General features: G+C 52.8%; 15 protein-coding genes and 1 riboswitch. Of the genes, 8 read left to right on the plus strand and 7 right to left on the minus strand.

Features of this window, described 5'->3' with window-relative positions:
- Positions 1-198 precede the first annotated feature (198 nt).
- The 5 genes from EPA93_RS49950 to EPA93_RS25705 all read left to right on the plus strand — a co-directional run bounded on the left by EPA93_RS49950 (position 199) and on the right by EPA93_RS25705 (position 5,730).
- Positions 199-1,386 (plus strand): ABC transporter transmembrane domain-containing protein, encoded by a 1,188-nt coding sequence (locus EPA93_RS49950; RefSeq protein ID WP_242527142.1) that lies wholly within the window; start codon positions 199-201, stop codon positions 1,384-1,386.
- A gap of 79 nt (positions 1,387-1,465) precedes the next feature.
- Positions 1,466-2,047, plus strand: coding sequence for an ATP-binding cassette domain-containing protein (locus tag EPA93_RS49955; RefSeq protein WP_242527143.1), 582 nt, complete (start codon positions 1,466-1,468; stop codon positions 2,045-2,047).
- A 16-nt stretch (positions 2,048-2,063) separates the two neighbouring features.
- The gene (locus EPA93_RS25695; protein WP_129890241.1) at positions 2,064-3,824 is read left to right on the plus strand and encodes an ABC transporter ATP-binding protein; all 1,761 of its coding nucleotides are present in this window, start codon (positions 2,064-2,066) and stop codon (positions 3,822-3,824) included.
- Positions 3,825-3,928: 104 nt separating this feature from the next.
- Positions 3,929-4,666, plus strand: a complete 738-nt coding sequence (rlmB, locus tag EPA93_RS25700) for a 23S rRNA (guanosine(2251)-2'-O)-methyltransferase RlmB (protein ID WP_129890242.1) — start codon at positions 3,929-3,931, stop codon at positions 4,664-4,666.
- A gap of 128 nt (positions 4,667-4,794) precedes the next feature.
- On the plus strand, positions 4,795-5,730 hold the full coding sequence (locus EPA93_RS25705; protein ID WP_129890243.1) for an IPT/TIG domain-containing protein: 936 nt from the start codon (positions 4,795-4,797) through the stop codon (positions 5,728-5,730).
- Between the two features lie 69 nt (positions 5,731-5,799).
- Here EPA93_RS25705 and EPA93_RS25710 read toward each other — a convergent pair whose 3' ends face one another.
- The 3 genes from EPA93_RS25710 to EPA93_RS25720 all read right to left on the minus strand — a co-directional run bounded on the left by EPA93_RS25710 (position 5,800) and on the right by EPA93_RS25720 (position 8,510).
- Positions 5,800-6,534 (minus strand): SDR family oxidoreductase, encoded by a 735-nt coding sequence (locus EPA93_RS25710; protein ID WP_129890244.1) that lies wholly within the window; start codon positions 6,532-6,534, stop codon positions 5,800-5,802.
- A gap of 11 nt (positions 6,535-6,545) precedes the next feature.
- Positions 6,546-7,874 (minus strand): FAD-binding oxidoreductase, encoded by a 1,329-nt coding sequence (locus EPA93_RS25715; RefSeq protein ID WP_129890245.1) that lies wholly within the window; start codon positions 7,872-7,874, stop codon positions 6,546-6,548.
- 369 nt (positions 7,875-8,243) lie between these two features.
- The gene (locus tag EPA93_RS25720; protein WP_129890246.1) at positions 8,244-8,510 is read right to left on the minus strand and encodes a hypothetical protein; all 267 of its coding nucleotides are present in this window, start codon (positions 8,508-8,510) and stop codon (positions 8,244-8,246) included.
- 601 nt (positions 8,511-9,111) lie between these two features.
- Here EPA93_RS25720 and EPA93_RS25725 point away from each other — a divergent pair.
- Positions 9,112-9,786 (plus strand): thiamine diphosphokinase, encoded by a 675-nt coding sequence (locus EPA93_RS25725; protein WP_165423391.1) that lies wholly within the window; start codon positions 9,112-9,114, stop codon positions 9,784-9,786.
- Between the two features lie 114 nt (positions 9,787-9,900).
- Here the strand turns inward: EPA93_RS25725 and EPA93_RS25730 are convergent, their stop codons facing one another.
- From EPA93_RS25730 to EPA93_RS25745, 4 genes are all read right to left on the minus strand, one after another.
- On the minus strand, positions 9,901-10,950 hold the full coding sequence (locus EPA93_RS25730; RefSeq protein ID WP_129890248.1) for an ABC transporter substrate-binding protein: 1,050 nt from the start codon (positions 10,948-10,950) through the stop codon (positions 9,901-9,903).
- A gap of 76 nt (positions 10,951-11,026) precedes the next feature.
- Positions 11,027-11,806 (minus strand): ABC transporter permease, encoded by a 780-nt coding sequence (locus EPA93_RS25735; RefSeq protein ID WP_129890249.1) that lies wholly within the window; start codon positions 11,804-11,806, stop codon positions 11,027-11,029.
- Positions 11,803-12,576: an ABC transporter ATP-binding protein gene (locus EPA93_RS25740; RefSeq protein ID WP_129890250.1), complete on the minus strand. Its 774-nt coding sequence runs from the start codon at positions 12,574-12,576 to the stop codon at positions 11,803-11,805. The genes EPA93_RS25735 and EPA93_RS25740 overlap by 4 nt, the downstream gene beginning before the upstream one ends.
- A 109-nt stretch (positions 12,577-12,685) precedes the next feature.
- A riboswitch (TPP riboswitch) is annotated at positions 12,686-12,796 on the minus strand.
- A 153-nt stretch (positions 12,797-12,949) separates the two neighbouring features.
- Positions 12,950-14,338 (minus strand): S53 family peptidase, encoded by a 1,389-nt coding sequence (locus tag EPA93_RS25745; protein WP_129890251.1) that lies wholly within the window; start codon positions 14,336-14,338, stop codon positions 12,950-12,952.
- Between the two features lie 588 nt (positions 14,339-14,926).
- Here EPA93_RS25745 and EPA93_RS25750 point away from each other — a divergent pair.
- Together EPA93_RS25750 and EPA93_RS25755 are read left to right on the plus strand one after the other, a co-directional pair.
- The gene (locus EPA93_RS25750) at positions 14,927-17,047 is read left to right on the plus strand and encodes a serine/threonine protein kinase (protein WP_129890252.1); all 2,121 of its coding nucleotides are present in this window, start codon (positions 14,927-14,929) and stop codon (positions 17,045-17,047) included.
- Positions 17,048-17,284: 237 nt separating this feature from the next.
- A complete protein-coding gene (locus EPA93_RS25755) occupies positions 17,285-19,387 on the plus strand; it encodes a serine/threonine protein kinase (RefSeq protein ID WP_165423392.1) in 2,103 nt (700 codons plus the stop codon).
- Positions 19,388-19,514 lie beyond the last annotated feature (127 nt).

The following is a 19,514-nucleotide window of genomic DNA, read 5'->3' on the forward strand; positions in this document are numbered from 1 at the left end:
TGCTTGTAGATCTCCACCTCCCCATAAAGACATCTCTATAACTCTGGTCCGTTCAATGATAACTCGTGTCCGCAGACTCCCTATGGCACGAGCCTTACATTTTCACTTTTTGTTGAGAGTTTGTTGGTGGCAAAAGACCAGAGGAAGCAACGCAAAAAAGCTCAAGCAACGGCAAGAAAGAGAAAGGATTCATAAAATATGGTCTCGGCGCAGCAAACGCCCAAAGTGCCATTGTCTTCCTATCGCGATTTTCTTATCACCTACCTTAAGCCACAGTGGCAACGCACCTTGCTAATGACAATACTGCTCTTAACAGGGATCGGCCTTCAGCTTGCCAACCCGCAAATTATACGTTACTTCATTGATACAGCCAGCAATGAAGGTAGCTTAAATGCTCTATTCCTAGCCGGAGGACTCTTTGTCGGCATTGCCCTGGCCAATCAAGCCATTTCGATCTGGGCAACCTATGTTAGCGAGAACGTGGCCTGGACGGCCACAAACCAGCTGCGTACCGATCTTGTAGCTCATTGCCTCAACCTGGATATGGACTTCCACAAGTCGCATACGGCCGGCGAGCTGATAGAACGTATTGACGGCGATGTGGACGCGCTCTCCAATTTCTTCTCGCAGGCCATTATTCACCTGCTCGGTAACATACTGCTCATTGTAGGGATTATTGGGCTTTCCTTCTTTACCGATTGGCGTGTTGGCCTGCTCATGGCCGTCTTCTCGCTCCTCGCACTCCTCATTCTCAACCGCTTATGGGCCTACGCACAGCACTACTGGCAGGAGCAGCGGCAGAAAAATGCCGAATTTTTTGGCTTTTTGAGCGAGCAGCTTTCTAGCACCGAGGACCTGCGCGCCAACGGAGCAACGCAGTATGTGATGCTGCGCTTCTATAAATTATTGCGCGCCTGGCTCCCTATCACGCGCAAGTCCAGCCTGGCAGGATATTCAATGTGGATGTCCACCTTGCTTATCTTCGCAATTGGCAATGCGCTGGCTTTCGTCCTGGGGGCATACCTATGGAGCCACGGCGTCATTACGATTGGAACAACCTATATCATCTTCTACTACATCAATCTGCTTACAGAGCCTTTGGAACAGGTTCGCACGCAGCTACAGGCGCTCCAACAGGCCGGAGCAGGTATTCAGCGCGTTCAGCAACTGCTCCAGACTCAGCCTGCTATTCAGGACAAAGAAGGCCTGGCGCTACCAGCTGGCGCACTCTCAGTTGAGTTTCGCGCTGTGTCGTTCGGCTATACGCCTGATGAGCCAGTGTTGCACGACCTGAACTTTCAGCTCGCAGCCGGCAAGGCGCTTGGCTTGCTTGGTAGGACCGGCAGTGGCAAATCAAGCATCGCGCCTGCTTTTACGCTTCTATGATATCCAGGAGGGCCAGCTTCTGCTTGGCGACGTCCCGATTAATAAGCTGCGTCTGCGCGCGCTGCGCAAATAGATTGGCATGGTCACGCAAGATGTACAGCTCTTCCACGCCTCAGTGCGCGATAATCTCACTTTTTTCGACAGTTCGATCAGCGACGCGCAGATTATGGCGACTCTGGAAGAGCTGGGCCTGGCAAGCTGGTGTCGTGCGCTTCCGCTGGGCCTGGATACCGAGCTTGGGGCTGAAGGCGAAGGGCTCTCAGCAGGCGAAGCGCAATTGCTAGCTTTCACGCGCGTTTTTCTTGCCAATCCCGGCCTGGTTATTCTCGATGAAGCTTCCTCACGTCTCGATCCGGCCACTGAACATCTGATCGAGCGGGCTGTGGACAGGCTACTTGCCGGGCGCACAGGAATCGTGATTGCCCATCGCCTTTCGACCATCCAGCGGGCCGATGAGATTCTCATTCTGGAAGATGGACGCATTAGCGAGCACGGAGAAAGACGCGCCCTGGCCAGCGATCCAGCTTCGCGTTTCTCGCATTTGCTAAAGATAGGTATGGAAGACGCGGGTCAGACTATCCCGGCTCTCCACGCTTCCCACCAACGTTCTGATAGCCAGGCTATCAAGTTCACGCCATCAAGCGAAGAAACAGCCGAATGAAAGGAATTATGGCTATATGAAGTTACGAAGCTATCTTTGGAGCATGATTCGCTACAGGCCCTGGCTCTATATTGCCAATGCGCTCTTATGGTTCAGCATCCATCTCTCGCTAGCGATTCCTGGCTTGCTCGCCCAGGAGCTCTTCAACCAGCTACCCAGAGCTCATGGGCTCAATAACAGCTTGTGGCTCCTGATCGTCCTCCTCGTTATGACGGCACTAGGACGCGTAGTTCTCATCATCTTCGGAGCATTGGTGGATATTCTTCATCGCTTCTCAATAAGCGGTCTACTACGGCACAATCTCCTCGAACGCATCTTGCAAAGGCCAGGAGCGCGCGCTGTCCCTTGCTCGCCCGGTGAAGCGATCAGCCGCTTTCGCGATGATGCCGAGCAGGTCGAAGATGCTATTAGCTGGACCCTCGACCAGATCGGCATGGCGTTCTTCTCGTTGACAGCTCTCATTATTCTGCTGCGCATCAACGTTACTATTACGCTGCTGGTCTTTCTGCCTCTAGCCTGCGTAGTTGGTGCAGCGCAGGCCTTGAGCAAGCGGCTCGAAAAGTATCGCACAGCCAGTCGGGAAGCAACCGGCCAGGTTACCGGTGCCATTGGCGAGATCTTTCGTACGGTTCAGGCTATCAAAGTCGCCACTGCCGAGCCTCGCATTGTTGAGCACTTCCAGGGTCTTAATGAGCGCAGGCGCGTGGCTATGCTGAAAGACCGTGTACTAGAACAACTGCTAAGCTCAACTTTTGAAAATACCGTAGGTTTAGGCACAGGGGCTATTCTGCTCCTTGCCGCCCAATCTATACGCACAGGTCAATTAGGCATTGGAGATCTTGCAGCTTTCATCTACTACCTGGGCCTGGTTGCCGAGTTCACACAATCTCTAGGTGTCTTCCTGGCTCACTATGCCCAGACCAGGGTAGCATTTCAACGCATGGAGACATTACTACAGGGCGCGCCGCCACACGAACTGGTAGCGCACAAGCCGCTTTACCTCAGTGGCAAGCTGCCGGAGCAAACATTGCCTGCGGCAGTTCCACAGGAACGTTTGCAAGAACTAGAGGTAAAGGGACTGAGCTATCGCCATCCCGAGAGCGGTCGGGGCATCAGCCAGATCAGCTTGCGCCTGCAGGCCGGCTCCCTCACCGTGATCACCGGGCGCATCGGCTCTGGCAAAACCACCCTGCTGCAGGTCCTGCTCGGCTTGCTGCCCAAAGATGCCGGCTCCATCCTCTGGAATGCTCAGCCCGTCTCTGATCCCGCCAGCTTCTTTGTCCCTCCTCACAGCGCCTACACCCCTCAGGTCCCCCACCTCTTTAGCGAGAGCCTGCAAGAGAACATTCTGCTGGGCCTGCCTGCTGATGCCGCTGCCCTCTCCTCAGCTCTGCAAGCTGCCGTGCTCGACGAGGACCTGGCTCAACTCCCTCAGGGCTTAGCCACTGCCATCGGCACCCGGGGCCTCAAGCTCTCCGGCGGGCAGGCTCAGCGCACCGCTGCCGCCCGCATGCTGGTACGTCCCGCCGATCTGCTCGTTTTCGACGATCTCTCCAGCGCCCTTGATGTCCATACCGAGCAGCTCCTCTGGCAGCGCCTCCTGCAGCAGCCCGGGCGCACCTACCTGGTCGTCTCCCATCGTCGCAGCCTCCTGCAGCGCGCCGATCAGATCCTCGTTCTCAAAGAGGGTCGCTTGGAAGCTTGTGGCTCCCTTGAGCACTTGCTTGCCACCTCAGTCGAGATGCAACTGCTTTGGCAAGGCGAGTCATTTAGCTAGGCGGTCACGCCCGGAGAGCTCCCTCTCCGGGCTTCTCTACTAGTATGCCAGCCCGGGTTGACCTATCGCGTATACTTGGAGAAAAAGTAGGCGGAATGGTGAGCATGGCAGAATATATCTGGGGACGCAACCCCATCTTAGAGACATTACACTCAGTACGGCAAGTCAAACGCATTCTTCTGGCCGAAGGACAGCATACAGCCCCGGCAATCAAAGCTATCACCCAGGCGGCCGAACAACTGCACATCCCCATAGAAACAGTCCCGCGCTCACGCCTTGATCAGCTCAGCCGGGGAGCCGTCCATCAGGGATGCATAGCGCTGGTAGAAGAGCGCACCTACGTCGATGTTACAGACATCATACAGCTGGCTAGCAGCAAAAACGAGGCGCCCTTCTTACTCATCCTTGATGCCATCCAGGATGTGAATAACCTTGGCTCATTGCTAAGAACAGCCGAGGCCGCAGGTGTGCATGGGGCTATCATTCCAGCTCACCGCGCGGCAGAAATCAATGCTACGGTTGTAAAAACCTCGGCAGGAGCCACAGAACATCTTCTTATCGCCCAGGAGACAAACCTCACCCGAACTATTGAGGGGCTCAAAAAACAGAACATTTGGGTTGTAGGATTGGCTGGAGAGGCTCAAACGCTGTATACTAAGGCAGATCTTACCGGTCCATTGGCGCTTGTAGTGGGCAACGAGGGCAAGGGAATTAGCCGTTTGGTGCGCGAACATTGTGATCTGCTGATTAAACTGCCAATGCAGGGCTATATCAATTCGTTAAATGCCGCAGTTGCGGGGAGTATAGCCCTGTACGAGGCCTTGCGGCAGCGTACCCGCTAAGCCTTTTTACCTCGCAGGCATACCCACAGATATAAGAAATCTATTAAAAAGTTCAGTTATCGTTACATGCCGCAGACCCACACCGTATATGTTTATAGAACGATTTGCCATTCTGGGAGAATTATATCATGTTCAAAAGATATGCTGCATATTTTTTCATCTTATTTTGCTGTGTAGCAGGCTCCATCTTATTTATTGCTCCAGCACCGGTTGCACGCGCAGCACAGGACGCACAGGTCCTTATCACCTCGCCACTTATTAACAACGTTGCCGTAGGCCATCCCGGCACTAAGATACAGATTAAGGGCACGAACTTTGCCGATGACGGCGATGCCCGACTCTACACAACGCCAAATCCAGAGAAGTGCAGCAGCGGCTCCGGGCTCTCAAGCTCGCTAAAGCCACTGGATACCAATCCTGATGTGCAGATTACTAACGGCGAATTTCAGGTTGATACCACCTGGCCCACGAACGCTGCGACGCCTTCTACGCCTTACTACATATGCGTGGTGGGACCTGGCGATGGCAATGGGCATAAAGCAGTCTCAATGAATACCTTCACAGTCGCTCAGCCCGTAAGCCTTAACGTTTCGCCGAGCACGGCTGCCCCTGGTGATCAGGTAACTATCACCGGAGCAAACTGGCTTCCACCGCAGCAAGTCAACGTCACAGTTGGTAATGGGACCAACGCAGCGATTACGCAGAGCGTCAACTCCGATAATAACGGCAATTTTAGCATGACCATAACTATTCCCGCAGGTCTCCAGGCCCAGACCTACACGGTCCAGGCCAGTGCTGCCAACGAACAGGGAACGCAGGCCTCGCAAAATATTACCATAGGGCAGAGCACAGCCACTCCAACCGCGGCAGCCTCACCCACGGTAGCAGCCTCGCCAACGCCAAATATGGCCGATGCCACCGCGACAGCCACCGCCAGCAGCAATAGCTCGGCTTCCAGTAGCGGTGGTCCCTCTTCGCTCCTACTCTTTGTTCTGGGTGGCGCCGGCGTTTTGCTAGTGATTATCGGGCTCATCCTATTCGTCGTTTATTCGCGCTCACGCTAAAAGTCAGCCTAAAAAATAATGGCCGGTTGTATATGCTACAAACCGGCCATTTAGATTAATTAAGAAGCGCTAAAGCGAGAGACGCTTAAAGACGCGCTCCGGGATGCTCTTCACGACAAACATGATCGGGCTCCAGAACCAGGGCAGATAGACAACCTCTTTGCCCTTTTTGATTGCCGCATAGATTCCCTCACCTACCACGCGCGGCTTAGCAAACAATGGCCCCTTGCGCACTGCCGCCGTCATTGGCGTATCCACAAAGCCTGGCTTCACCGTCAGGACCGAGACACCAACTTTGTGCATCCGATTGCGCAGGCCCTGCAAGAAGATACTCACGGCACCCTTGGCGGTTCCATAGACATAATTGCTGCCCCGCCCACGATCTCCAGCCACAGAGGAGACCACCACGATCTTTCCGCGCCTGCGTCGCTCAAAATAGTTGGCAGCTAGCGTCAATAAAGAGATAACGCTTGTGAAATTAGTCGTGAGCTCTTTCATTGTTTCATCGACGCTCAGCTCACACTTGCGCTGATCGCCGAGCGTTCCATAGGAGATAAAGAGCAGATCAAGCTCACCCAGCGCGCTAAGCGCCGCATCGAACAGCTCCTGGTGGCGCTCAAGCTCATTGACATCGAGCGCAAAGGTCTCGACCTGTTGAGCTCCGCGCACGCGTAGATCGGCAGCTATTGTCTCAAGCTTATCAGCAGAGCGCGCAACCAGGAAGAGCTCGGCGCCCTCCCTGGCAAAACACTTGGTTGTCTCATGCGCAATCGCAGAGGTTGCCCCTATTACTACTATTTTCATTTGACCTATCCCTACACTGGTATTGTGACACGCCGCCAGAAGCTCGAAGAGAAATGCGGATCAATATATTGCTCAAACTCTTTCCACTGCGGGAAGTACGACTGAAAATCTTCGGCGTGCATGCGGGCATCCTTAGCTGGATAGATGATCCCTCCGCTCTCACGCACTATCCCGTCAAGACTTTCAAACAGCCGCAGCGTCTTTCGCCCGTTGTTAGGAAAGTCCAGGGCCAGCGTCAGGCCGGGGCGCGGAAAAGAGAGCATGCCAGGCGAACTGATCGTGCCAAATTTCTTAAACACAGTCAGAAATGAGCCTTCCCCCGACCGCCTGATACGCCTGAGAATTTCTTTTATCGTCTCGTAGCCGTGGGCAAAAGGTACCACACATTGATACTGGAAAAAACCGCGCTTGCCATAGATGCGATTCCAGTTATGCACAGCATCTAGCGGATAGAAAAAGGGCTCATAATAGACAATTTTGTGTACGTTATCGCTTCTCTGCGCATTATAATAAGCCGTATTAAAAGCCTTCATGGATAGCGTATTTAAGGTAAAAGAGGGAAAATCGAAGGGCACGGCCAGCGGCAATTTACGCGAGGCGCGCTTAAACGAGTACTGTTCGGAGTGCTCATTGTTGGCCCGCATGAAGATACCCCGCCCAAGCTCTTTTTCGCTGGCCAGGCAATCTACCCAGGCCACAGTATACTCAAACGTCTCATCGGAGGCATCAGCGATCTCCTTAAAGGCATCCAACGATGAGAAACGTATCTGATCCATGGCCAGAAAAGGGCCAGTGATCGGCTTGAGACGGAACTCGGCCCAGAGAATCACCCCGGTAAGTCCCAGGCCGCCAATCGTGGCACGGAACAGCTCGCTATTTTGGGTCGGCGAGCACACCAGCCGCTCCCCATCGGAGCGCAGCAGCTCAAAACAAGTGACATGACAGCCAAATGTTCCAGCCTTATGGTGATTTTTCCCGTGCACATCATTGGCAATCGCGCCACCCACCGAGACAAATTTGGTGCCCGGCGTCACAGGCAAAAACCAACCCTGGGGCACAACTAATTCCAGCACATCGGCCAGGGAAACGCCAGCTTCACAGCGCAATATGCCCCGCTCCTTGTCAAAGGCTAGAAAGCGCCGTAAAGGGCTTACATCAAGCGAAATGCCGCCCTCGTTGAGGCAGCTATCGCCATAGCTGCGCCCATAGGCGAAGGGAAGCACGGGCTGATCAAAAGCCGCCAGGTCAGGCAACTCATCACGCCAGAAGACGGGCACCACCTGCTTTGGCTTCACTGAAGGATAGCGTCCCCAGGATTGTGGCGTCTTACTCAACACCATAACTATATACCTCTAATGCTTAATAAAGATTTGTTTCTTTCATAGCATAACGGATTGCGCTAGAGGATAGCTACTTTTCTAACCGAAAGGCACACTCGCTCCTACCCTTGCCTCCTGCTTTTCATTCGTAAATTGGAGGTGCTGGCCTGAGCTCTTTATGAGTGCAGGGCAACGTGGGCTGAAATGTGGCAGCCTGCTTACAACTATAGAGCACACGCACATTTTTGCTGCCAAGTTACTTGAAGAAAAAATACGCAAAGCAAGACGCAGCAGGGGCCATAGTCCTCTTCTACTTTGCCTGGGAAATCGGTCATACCGGCACTATGGCTCTCGCTGCGTCCATATAGACAGCCTGATTACAAGAGAGCGCTACTTGTGAGTAGCCTTCTTCCGATCCTCCTTTTTCACCTTACTAGCTGCCTCGCGCATCTCTTTCTCAGCCTGCTCGCGTGGTATGGTCTCTACATCTTCCAGCTCGTCCTTAGCTGAACTCCCACCCTTAGCGTGCTTCTCTTTCCCGCCTGGCTTCTTCTCCTCGCGAACATGTTTTACTGCCTCGCGCATCTCTTTCTCAGCCTGCTCGCGTGGTATGGTCTCTACATCTTCCAGCTCGTCTTTATCTTTCTTTGTAGGCATACGATTCTCCTTCTATATGTTTCTTGCCATAGTCCAGAGCCACGCCAGGCCTTCGCCAGGCTTAGCAGGACTCCGGCCTATGCCCTTCACGCCCTACACGAAACACCGACAATCTTGCGTTCATTGCGCTCAATTGACCTGTTCGAGTTCATGGCTTATACTTGCACTATTATTAGAGAGATCGGGCCATAGCTTCGTGCCTGACTCTTTCTTGCACTCTATAAGACATACGATGTACTTCTCGAAACCCTTCCAGCAGCTACAGAAAGGGTACAACGGGAGAAGATATCCTCCTGCGTCAGCGCTCAGGTTGAAAAGGAGCAAGCAGCTATCTTAGACACGTTTACATAGGTTGAGAAGATACACAGCAAGATAAAGCTCACCGTGAGGCAAGGAAATCAGAGCTTGCTTCTTCCGCGCTTAGATCAGGCCTGGCCACCTTCCCATTTCCAGCCAATTATGCATCATGCTGAACTACCTTCAGCATACACACTCGCAGCAAAGAGCAAATCTACGAGATCATAGCGGGCTCAGTCAGGCCAATACAAAGCAGAGGATAATTTGCAATTCCATTGAACAGGCGAAAGGTAAAACAAAAGCTATGCATGCAGTTATCTTTGCCGGAGGAACCGTGCGCAGCGGTAAAGCCGTTACTGAGTCCATCGCTAAGGCCGAGCTCGTTCTTGCTTGCGACAGCGGCGCCCTCAGCGCACTCCGCTACGGTTGTACGCCGGCTATTGTGGTAGGGGATTTCGACTCGCTCACTATGCCTCTCTCAGAGCTGGAAGCTCGTGGTTGCCGCATCGTCCGCGTGCCCGCCGAGAAGAACGAGACTGATAGCGAACTGGCAATCCAGGTAGCCCTTGAGCAGGGAGCGACACTGATCACTTTGCTGGGCGCACTTGGCGGTGCACGCATTGATCATACGCTAGCCAATATTTTACTCCTTGCAGGTTTTGCCTCAGTGCCGATACGCATCGTAGATGGCCCGTCTTGCTGCTGGCTGCTGCGTGGTCCCGGCCGCACCACAGTTCAAGGCCAGCCAGGCGATCTCCTCTCGCTGCTCCCCTTGACAGCCGAAGCTAGCGGAGTATGTACCAGCGAGCTCTACTATCCTCTCTTTGACGAGACTCTCTATTTTGGCAATCCGCGCGGCATGAGCAACGTTCTGCAAAAAGAGCAGGCCGAGATTTCTCTGCAGAGCGGGCTGCTCTTCGTCAGCCATACCTCGCTAGAAGAGCTAAAGGAGCAGGAAGCCGGCCATGAGGGCATTTAGAGCAAAGGTAATCTTGAGCGCAATACAAGACAGAAGACAAACCATGTCTTGGCGGTCCCCACCAGACGGGCCGCCCCAAGCAGTTGGAAGCGGCCCAGCAGGCAGGGTTGGGCGCTAAGGTAAAAACTCGTTGCTGTAGAGAGTGTCGAAGTTCATATTCTTGATGGGCTTTCCTGCGCTATCGGTGATCGCGCCAGCATCCAGCATAAAACCGGGATAGCCGTGCCAGGCCGCCGCATCCTGCAAGCCCCATTTGCGACCCTGATCCGCATAGTGCGGACTCAGATATTGCTGGCTAGCCAGGACCAGCCCCGGATCAGGGAACGCCCCTTTGGGTGCCTCATCCACAAGCATCTGCGCCGCTTCCTTGACATGTGTGCGCGCATACTCATAGCCCTTAGAGGTCGCAGCCATAAAGCGGCGCAACAAAGCTGGCTCGTTCTTGATCTGATGCGGCCCCGTAATAATTGTTGGCGTATAATAATCAGGAATACCGTTCTTGATGATATAAAAAGTATTTAGCTTCATCCCTTCACGCTCGGCCTGGATGCCTTCCCAGCCCTGATAGATCCAGACAAAATCGATACGATGCGACTTGAGGGCCTCCATAGCATCGACATCAAGCGTCACATTCTTAAAAACGCCCTTGCCGCCATCCTTCTTGATGATCGCGCTCACCACAGCCGCTTCATATGGCGCCCCAAAGCCACCATAGGTCTTGCCGTCAAGATCGCGCGGGCGCGTGATACCCGAGCTGGCAAGCGTCACCAGGGCCGAGGTATTGTGTTGAACAATCGCCGCAATTGAAACTACTGGCTGCCCGGTGGCCGCGTCAGCGACAATGCCTTCGGCTGAGCCGATCCCCACATCGGCCTTTCCACTGCTGACAAGCGTATCAGGCGAGACATTCGAGGAATAAGGCAAGATCTTTAGATCGATCCCCTCATCGCGATACCAGTGCTGAGCCAGCGCTACATAGATGCCTGTATGATTGGTATTGGGCGTCCAATCCAGAGCTAGCGTCATAGGAGTAAGCTTCTGGGCCGTGGGCGCATTCTGCCCGGCATTCGAGCTTCGCTGCTGCCAGAGAAAAGCCCCTACCACCACAATCACAATCAGCACAGGCAACCCGATGCTCAACAGCAGGCGGCTACGCGAGTTCATATATTTCTCCCCTTGAGCAATAAGTCCAAAATAGTAAATATATAAATAACTTCGCCAGTAAAGAGCGAATAAGCCATCACTTAAGACGGAAACGGGCCTGGGCCTCCTGCTGCCAGGGCAGTGCAATACGTTCAATCAAGGAGACGAAGCCAAAGAGCAACAGGCTCAGGACTGCAGTCACGACAATAGCGGCAAAAACTAGCACCACAGCATGCGCGTTATAGGATGTCTCCATATAAATCCCCAGCCCCTGATAGGCCGCTACATACTCGCCAAAGATCGCCCCGGTCACACTATAGGTAGCCGCAATGCGCAGGCCAGAAAAAAAGGCTGGCATGGCGCCCGGTAAACGTACCAGCCAGAGCATCTCCCAACGGGAAGCACGCATGCTCTGGAGCAGCTTTAATAGATCGGGATCTGTGCTCATCAAGCCATCAGCACAGGCAACAGCAATCGGGAAAAAGCAATAGAGCGCGACGACGATGATCTTTGGTCCCAGATCAAAGCCAAACCAGAGCACCAGCAGCGGAGCCAGGGCAACCATAGGGATCGTCTGCGACGTCACCAGCAGAGGATAAACTGCCCGCCGCACCCAGGCCGATAGATCCAAGAGCACCGCCAGGCCAGCTCCGAGCAGAATTGCCACGCTCAGGCCAATCACCGTCTCAAAGAGCGTTTGAAGTGTATGGACGGAAATAATATCCCAGTTAGCAAATAAGGCCTGGGCAATAGCCGTTGGCATGGGCAAGGTCGTCGCGCTGATCAGCCCGGCTCTTACATAGAGCTCCCAGAGAGCAAGCAACGTAATGGCAAGAACAAAGGCGGGCCCATAACTCGCGATCCAGCGTAGCTTCATATCTGTTGCTCCTTCATCAGCAGCGCGATCAGCTCTTGCTCCAAACGCACAGCCTGGGCTAAGGCCAGGTGTTCCTGTTGACGTGGACGAGGCAGTTCGACTTCGATAATACGACGGACGCAGGCAGGGCGCGCACTGAGAACATAAATACGATCAGAGAGCAAAATGGCCTCGCGCACATCATGCGTAATGAACAGGACGCTTGAATGAAATGATTGCCAGAGATCAAGCAGCCACATTTGCAAAGAGAGCCGCGTCAGGGCATCCAGAGCGCCGAAAGGCTCATCGAGCAGCAGAAAAGAATGGTTAAATAAAACCGTGCGTAAAAGGGCCACGCGCTGCTTCATGCCGCCCGACAAGCGAGCAGGGTAGCTCTGGGCAAATTCGCTAAGGCCGAAGCGTTTGAGCAGCTCATGCGCCTGCTGATGCGCTTCTTTGCGCCGAACGTGACGCACGTCAAGTCCCAGCATCACGTTCTCCTCCACAGTACGCCAGGGAAGCAGCAACGGTTGCTGCAACATATAGCCAGTTTTACCGGCTCGCGGCTCCTCGGCGATCCCATCAATCGCCACAAGCCCGGAGCTCGGTTCATCAATCCCGGCGATAATATTAAAGAGCGTGCTTTTGCCGCAACCGCTCGGCCCGATAATCGTCACAAACTCGCCCTGATCCACAGTAAGGTCAATCGGCTGTAACGCTTCCACCTGGCGTGGCCCATCCTGGTAGACCCTGCTCACGCCCTGTACAAGCAACTTAAGTGATGAATTCATCGCCTCCCTCCATGGGGATAAGATAAAGGCATATGCATAAAATGCAGATAAAACAGATAAAAAGCCGCAACCCGAGAGTGGATTGCGGCTCAAAGTCCTGAGAAAATATCTACAGATAGCGCCGCTTCCCTACGCTGGCATTACCCAGATCAGGTTCTTACAAGGGTCAGTAGCTTTCCGATAACTACCTCTCAGCCGTTCGGCTCCCCTAGCAGCAATGCAATTATGTCTTCTATGCAAAATAACAAGGTGCAGTAATTTCCACAACATAGTATATAGCAGTTTCTCAGGGACACGCAAGCCTGAGACCTGTGTACTCTGGGCAGCAAAAAGCCGTTACCCTCTGCGGATAACGGCCCATATATATCATTGCTTAGTCATCAGTCAAACGGATCACGTCCTGCAGCAGCGGCTGAACCCTGGGTGTGCCCCAGCCCGTGCAGGCATCCCAGCCCGGGGTAGCATTATAGCCAGCAATACCAGCCTGGCTATTGTTCCCCTTAGTGATATCGTGGAAAACCAGATTTGCCACCCGGCTAGCTCCTAATTTATAGAGCGCACTATTGAGAAATCCCAGTGGATGCCCGGCCAGTTGGTTAGCATCAGCTACCAGCGCGGCCCATTGCGGCGAGCCGGCACTCGTGCCACCAAAACCGTAATAGCCGGCCTTATCACCACCTCTAAAGCTCTCATAGACCAGCACAGGGGTATTAGGATCGGCATTAAACGAGATATCGGGAATCCCCCGAAAACCTTTTAAGAGTGCCTTATTCGCCGAAGAGAGATTGTCAGATTGATAATCTGGCTCTTTAAAGTACTGGCTGATCCCGCCGCCGGTCGCGCCGTTGCTGCCGCCATCGTTCCAGACGGTCTCTGACTGATAATGCCCCTTCGTATCGGCATACAGGCTTGTTCCACCTACGGCAGTCACCCAGGGAGAAGAAGCTGGGAAGCCGACCGTGGGGAAAGGATAATTCTTGCCGTTGGCATCGGGATTGGCCGAACCTGTATCGCCGGTAGAGGCCAGGAACGTTACACCCTCATCAGCCCCCTCATGATAGAAGGCATTAAATTCATTGAGGAGCTTCTTACCATCTTTCGTAAAAAGCGTGTTTTCTGTAGTTCCCCAGCTTTGCGAGATAATCTTGCCCAGGTGATTATGCAAAGCATATTTCTCAAGCTCTAAGAACTGGGGCATGCCCTGGACTCCCTGCGTCTCGGCAACCGGGCTTGTGAGCAGAACGATGCTAGCATCGGGGGCCAGAGCATGAGCCCACTCCACATCAAGGGTAGTCTCATCGGCCCAGCTGGTCTGCTCAGCATTGTTGGGATCAAACTTCACGCTTCCTAAAGGAGCCAGAACGCGTAGGGAAGGCGGATCAGGCAAACCAAAGCCCTTATCAAATATCTTGAGATCTTGGGCCAGCGTCGGGCTGCCAAAGGAATCAATGATCACAATCGTTTGCCCTTTGCCAGTAAAGCCGGAAGAGATCAGCGCGTCTACGCCATAGGCCTTACGTATCTCCTGCGGGCTATAGCAGGGATAATGATATTTGGCCCGGCACTGAGCATCTGTAGGTGGCGTAGTATTCTGCGCAAGCAGTGTGGCTTTCATGCCTGACGGAACAGAGAGTGCTCCCGCATGAGCCAGGCTACTCGCCACAACAGGCACACCGATGGCCGGCAGGAAGCTCCAGATAAGGACCATGATGAGCGAGAGGGAGCCTTGCCGCCTCAGTCTACGGGCCAGAGAAAATAGCATATGACACCATCCTTTCTGCATATATGCAGTATGTGAGGGTTACAAGTGGATAACAGTAAAATCCAATGGCCACAGTATGCATATGTATCTATAGGTATAAACGGACAAGTAAGGCAATTTTCACGGGAATTTGGAGATCATCGGTTAAAAATCAAAAATGCACGTAGCTACAAATTTAGCAACCAAAATATTATCGATACGCCATTTCATGCAACAAATCAACCATCCATAGAACCCCCTCAAAGCAAAGCGCGCTCGTGTATTCATTTATTTGTTTATATCTATATTCCCTTTAATCCTATGTATATAAGCATTACTTGTAATTAGCCTTACTTTTCTACTATAATCTTCTCATGTCTGAATGATAGCAACTTCTCAGGCATGGCATTTTTGCACTTCGTAATCTATTCTAGAATTATTGTAGCTATACAGAAGTAACGCAAAAAAATCCCATCCTCACGGATGCACCTTATGTGACGACCTGGCGGATCGAATCCGCGTTCTCAGCTTTTTGCTGACGGCATGAGGTAAAGAACATCTGAATAGTTACTGGGGGCTAAAGATAACAGTATCAGGTGAGGGGAAGTTATGTCTCTAGAGGGAATACAACTCGGTAATTATCGGCTGCAGCAGCAGATCGGGAGCGGTGGTATGGGTGAAGTCTATCTAGCAGAAGATACGCGCATCCCCCGGCAGGTAGCGATTAAAGTGATTCACAGCGAAGTCGCGCCCTATCCCGACCCGCAGACAATTCAGGAAGCAGAGCGCCTGTTTCAGCGCGAGATGAAAGCCATAGCGCGGCTCGATCATCCACATATATTACCCCTATACGACTTTGGGGAAGGGAGCTTCAACAGGAAGACCTATACCTTCATGGTTATGCCCTTCAGGGCAGAAGGATCACTGGCTGATTGGCTGCAGCAGCGTAACAATCCTGAACCACTCGCGCCCCAGGACGTTGCTCACTTTATTGAGCAGGCTGCCAGCGCGCTGCAGCACGCTCATAATCACCAGCTTATTCATCAGGACGTCAAGCCTTCTAACTTCTTGATTCGTCATATAGTAGAGCGGCCAACGCTGCCAGATCTCCTTCTCGCCGACTTTGGCATTGCCAAATTTAACACCTCGACCTCGGCCAAGAGTCAGAACATCCGTGGCACACCTGCCTATATGGCTCCTGAGCAGTGGGATAGCCAATCAGTTCCCGCGAGCGATCAGTATGCCCTGGCCGTCATGGCCTACCAACTTCTGACAGGGAGGCCACCTTTTGTCGGACGTATGGGGCAGGTTATGCGCCAGCACTTCACGGCGCAAGCGCAGCCACCGAGCAGTTTTAATCAGCGCATACCCACAGCGCTAGACGAGGTAATCCTCCACGCGCTAGAGAAAAAACCCGAGGACCGCTTCCCCTCCATTCTGCAGTTCAGCCAGTCTCTGCGGCTGGCCGTAGAGCATAGAGGAACCCTTAGAGCCACCCTGGCCATTAGCGAGGATGAAGCGATAGCCGGAACCAGGCGCCTTTTATTTCTCCCCGGAGGGCGGCAAGTCACAGTTACGGTTCCACCACGTGCCTATAACGGCCAGACATTACGTCTTGAGGGCAAGGGCGAACCCTACTATCAAGGCGGATCCTGCGGCCCGCTCCTCCTCACGCTTTCGGTAACTGCCGGTACTCAGGTTAAACCTGGCCATGATCCAGAACTCAACGAAAAGACTGTTGCAGGTGCAATGAGTGAGTATCCGCTTAACAAGGGCGCTATCCTCCCCTCGACTTTCTCACCGGCCCTCTATCCAACCCCTCTGCCGGCCTCAGTTATGCCAGTTCCCCAGGCCTACAAGCCTCCCTCCACAAGGCCGAGTATCCCGCCGATGCCAGAGCCAGGCCCATCGTCGAGCGGCGCAACCAGGAATGCGGTCCCACCCCTATTACCACAAGCAGACCCAAAGCAGGCAGCGCCCAACAAGCGCCAGCGCGGAGCCAACTCATTCTTTCGGGCTATGGGTATCTTTCTGCTCGCCTTCATAGTGATCAGTACCAGCCTCATCGGCATCACCCTTTATCAAAATCATCTCAGGCATAACCAATTTATTGCGTCCTTTATCGACTCTACGCATGCCACGGCTACAGTAGATGCCCAGCAAGACAATCCGTATCCCACGTATCTGCCGGACAAGGGTTCGCTGGCACTCTATGATCCCCTAACCGACGTATGGAGTAGTAGCTGGCCTGGACAGCCAGGCTGCACATTTAGCAAAGATGGCTATCATATCCAGGAGAATCAAAAGAGCTACATCTATTCCTGCTCATCGGCACGCGTCTTTAGCGACTTTTCGTTTGAGGTACAAATGAAAATTCTCAAGGGCGATTGTGGAGGATTAGCCATACGAAGCGATGAAAATCACAGATTTTACTCGTTTCAGGTCTGCGCCAATGGTCACTACACGCTTAACTTCTTTGTAGACAATAACTCTGCCCATGAACGAACATTATACAGTAACGTCGCTTCAGCGCTTCACAGCGGGACGGGCCAGACAAATACACTTGCCATTATGGCACGCGGCCACCAGATCTCCCTCTATATTAACCAGCATCCGGCCGGGAGCGTTACCAGTAGCGCCTATAGTAGCGGCCATATCGCCTTGCTTGCTAGCGAATACAGCGCAACAACAGAGGTGATTTTTCAGGAGGCCAAAGTGTGGACCTATTAGTAGCTCTTCGCTAAGCTCAGCCGACGCTTAAGAGTTGCGCCACTCCTGACAGGCGCTTAAGCGACAACCAAAGCAGCGATGGCAATAGGGCTATTTCTCGTGGATGCTCCAATGTGGCTACCAGGCAAACACTGACTTATAGCTATACATATAAATATGTTATACTACAGCCGATTGATACTTTACTCCCCTATACGTTCAATATTTACAGGAATATATACGGTACAAGAGAAATCTATGCCTCTCGAAAATATACAACTGGGCCATTATCGACTCTCCCGCCAGATTGGCAAAGGAGGGATGGGAGAAGTTTACCTGGCCGAGGATACGCTTCTGCCACGGCAGGTGGCTATCAAAGTCATCCGTATAGAATCTACGCGCAACCTGCAAGAGGCCGCCCGCCTCTTCCAGCGGGAAATGATAGCTATCAGCAAGCTCGACCATCTTTATATTCTCCCCCTATTCGATTATGGGGAAGAAACGCTTAATCAACAAACGCTTTCTTATATGGTTATGCCCTATCGCCCAGAAGGTTCATTGGAAGACTGGCTACAAGAGCATAATAGCGCCCCGATCCCCGTTATAACACACTTCATGCTACAGGCCGCCAACGCTCTACAACACGCTCATGACCATCAACTCATTCATCAAGACGTCAAACCCTCTAACTTCCTGCTGCGCCAGAGTACAGAACATCTTGAGTATCCCGATATCCTGCTTGCCGATTTCGGCATAGCCAAGTTAGAAGCAACCGGCTCTCTTTACAGCCTGGTTTTACGCGGTACGCCAGCCTACATGGCACCCGAGCAATGGCAAAAGCAATCCGAGCCGGCCAGCGACCAGTACGCCCTGGCAGTTATGGCCTATCAGCTTTTGACCGACCAGCTCCCCTACACCGGCAGCCTGGAACAGGTAATGCATCAACACTTTACAGCGCAACCGCAGCCCCCCAGTGAGTTAAATCCCCAGGTTTCTGCTGCCCTCGATTCTGTTGTTTTACGAGCTCTTGCCAAAAAGCCTCAGGAGCGCTTCCCTTCCATCCTGCAATTTGCCCAGGCCTTCCAGCAAGCCGCTCAAACCGCAGGCGATCTGTATGCCTCCCTATCAATCTCGCAAGAAGAAGCTCTGCAGGGGACAAGCCGCAAGGTAAATTTGCCTGGCAGGCGCAAGATATCAATTATGATTCCCCCTTATGCTACTGATGGACAGGAAATTCGCATCCCTGATCAGGGCGAGCCACATTATGAGGGCGGTCCGCGCGGGGCGCTGATTCTCACGCTCATGGTTGCCAATACATCAGCTTCTTCCATGCCCCAGAGCGAGGTACAGGCCTCTGGGCAGCCTGCCATTTCCCAGGGCCAGCTCTCTGGCGCAGAATATTCTCAGGCCTCAGAACAAGCTGCCTCTTCCAAAGACCGGCAGCCTGGTGCAGAATATTCTACGGTACTGGCCCAATCACAGATCCCCGACTATTTGCCGGTGCATGTACCCGGGACAGACTTATCTCCTGCTCACACCAGGTCTGCCGCAATCAGACCTCTCCAGGCGCAATTTATTTCAGCGTCGGCGCCTGCGCTGTTCAAAGAAAGGGTCGCGCGGGCGCCAAAGTGGAAGCTTGCTGTGCTAATTGGGCTTGCGCTCGTCATCATCCTGGCAGGGGCAATGACTGTAAATAGCCTTTGGGCCACCACAAACCCTTCAACAAACCACACGACAACTCCAACAGCCGCGCATACAACGGCTACTACAGCTATATCCACCTCTGCCAATAATTCCGCTTATCCCGCCTACTTACCAGGCAAAGGAAAGTTCGTTTATGCAGATCCATTAACGGCCAAGCATTCAAGCCATTGGTCTAATTTCGAGACCTGTACCTTTGAGCAAGATGGCTATCATATCAGTGTGACGCAACAAAATTACAACACTTTTTGCACAGCCGCCGATAGCTTCAGTAACCTCGCCTTTGAGGTCCAGATGAGAATTCTCAAAGGAGATTGTGGAGGAGCCGTTATTCGCAGCGACGGGATGTACACGTTTTATGCATTCCAGATATGCACCAATGGTAACTACGAGCTTGATCTTGTCGCCAGCGCGAATCCCAACGCTCCAACCAACACCCTGAAAACCGGTTATGCCGCTCCTCTCCATACAGGATTGAATCAATCTAATACGCTAGCTATCGCGGCCAATGGAGATAATATCAGTATTTTTGTGAATGGCCATCAGCTCGATCATATCACTGACAAAACCCTGAAAAGCGGCCAAATCGGCCTGATAGTTGGCGAGGATAGTAAAGCGACCGAAGCAGTTTTTCAGAACGCCCGCGTATGGACTTATTAAACTTACAGGCTCTCCCAAGGTAAAATTCAGTCATTACCTACTTTTTTACGCTTTTATTCAGAAACGTGACTACAGCTTCAAACCTATGTTATACTAGTTGCGCCTACATATAAATATGCACAGTCTA

This window comes from Ktedonosporobacter rubrisoli (assembly GCF_004208415.1).
GTDB lineage: Bacteria > Chloroflexota > Ktedonobacteria > Ktedonobacterales > Ktedonobacteraceae > Ktedonosporobacter > Ktedonosporobacter rubrisoli.

What these genes read in the sequence shown, in the direction of transcription:
- EPA93_RS25695 (WP_129890241.1), top strand. Translation starts at nt 2,064, where the DNA reads ATGAAGTTACGAAGCTATCTTTGGAGCATGATTCGCTACAGGCCCTGG.
- EPA93_RS25720 (WP_129890246.1), bottom strand. Translation starts at nt 8,510, where the DNA reads ATGCCTACAAAGAAAGATAAAGACGAGCTGGAAGATGTAGAGACCATA.
- EPA93_RS25755 (WP_165423392.1), top strand. Translation starts at nt 17,285, where the DNA reads ATGCCTCTCGAAAATATACAACTGGGCCATTATCGACTCTCCCGCCAG.
- EPA93_RS25710 (WP_129890244.1), bottom strand. Translation starts at nt 6,534, where the DNA reads ATGAAAATAGTAGTAATAGGGGCAACCTCTGCGATTGCGCATGAGACA.
- EPA93_RS25705 (WP_129890243.1), top strand. Translation starts at nt 4,795, where the DNA reads ATGTTCAAAAGATATGCTGCATATTTTTTCATCTTATTTTGCTGTGTA.
- EPA93_RS25715 (WP_129890245.1), bottom strand. Translation starts at nt 7,874, where the DNA reads ATGGTGTTGAGTAAGACGCCACAATCCTGGGGACGCTATCCTTCAGTG.
- EPA93_RS25750 (WP_129890252.1), top strand. Translation starts at nt 14,927, where the DNA reads ATGTCTCTAGAGGGAATACAACTCGGTAATTATCGGCTGCAGCAGCAG.
- EPA93_RS49950 (WP_242527142.1), top strand. Translation starts at nt 199, where the DNA reads ATGGTCTCGGCGCAGCAAACGCCCAAAGTGCCATTGTCTTCCTATCGC.
- EPA93_RS25735 (WP_129890249.1), bottom strand. Translation starts at nt 11,806, where the DNA reads ATGAAGCTACGCTGGATCGCGAGTTATGGGCCCGCCTTTGTTCTTGCC.
- rlmB (WP_129890242.1), top strand. Translation starts at nt 3,929, where the DNA reads ATGGCAGAATATATCTGGGGACGCAACCCCATCTTAGAGACATTACAC.
- EPA93_RS49955 (WP_242527143.1), top strand. Translation starts at nt 1,466, where the DNA reads ATGGTCACGCAAGATGTACAGCTCTTCCACGCCTCAGTGCGCGATAAT.
- EPA93_RS25745 (WP_129890251.1), bottom strand. Translation starts at nt 14,338, where the DNA reads ATGCTATTTTCTCTGGCCCGTAGACTGAGGCGGCAAGGCTCCCTCTCG.
- EPA93_RS25740 (WP_129890250.1), bottom strand. Translation starts at nt 12,576, where the DNA reads ATGAATTCATCACTTAAGTTGCTTGTACAGGGCGTGAGCAGGGTCTAC.
- EPA93_RS25730 (WP_129890248.1), bottom strand. Translation starts at nt 10,950, where the DNA reads ATGAACTCGCGTAGCCGCCTGCTGTTGAGCATCGGGTTGCCTGTGCTG.
- EPA93_RS25725 (WP_165423391.1), top strand. Translation starts at nt 9,112, where the DNA reads ATGCATGCAGTTATCTTTGCCGGAGGAACCGTGCGCAGCGGTAAAGCC.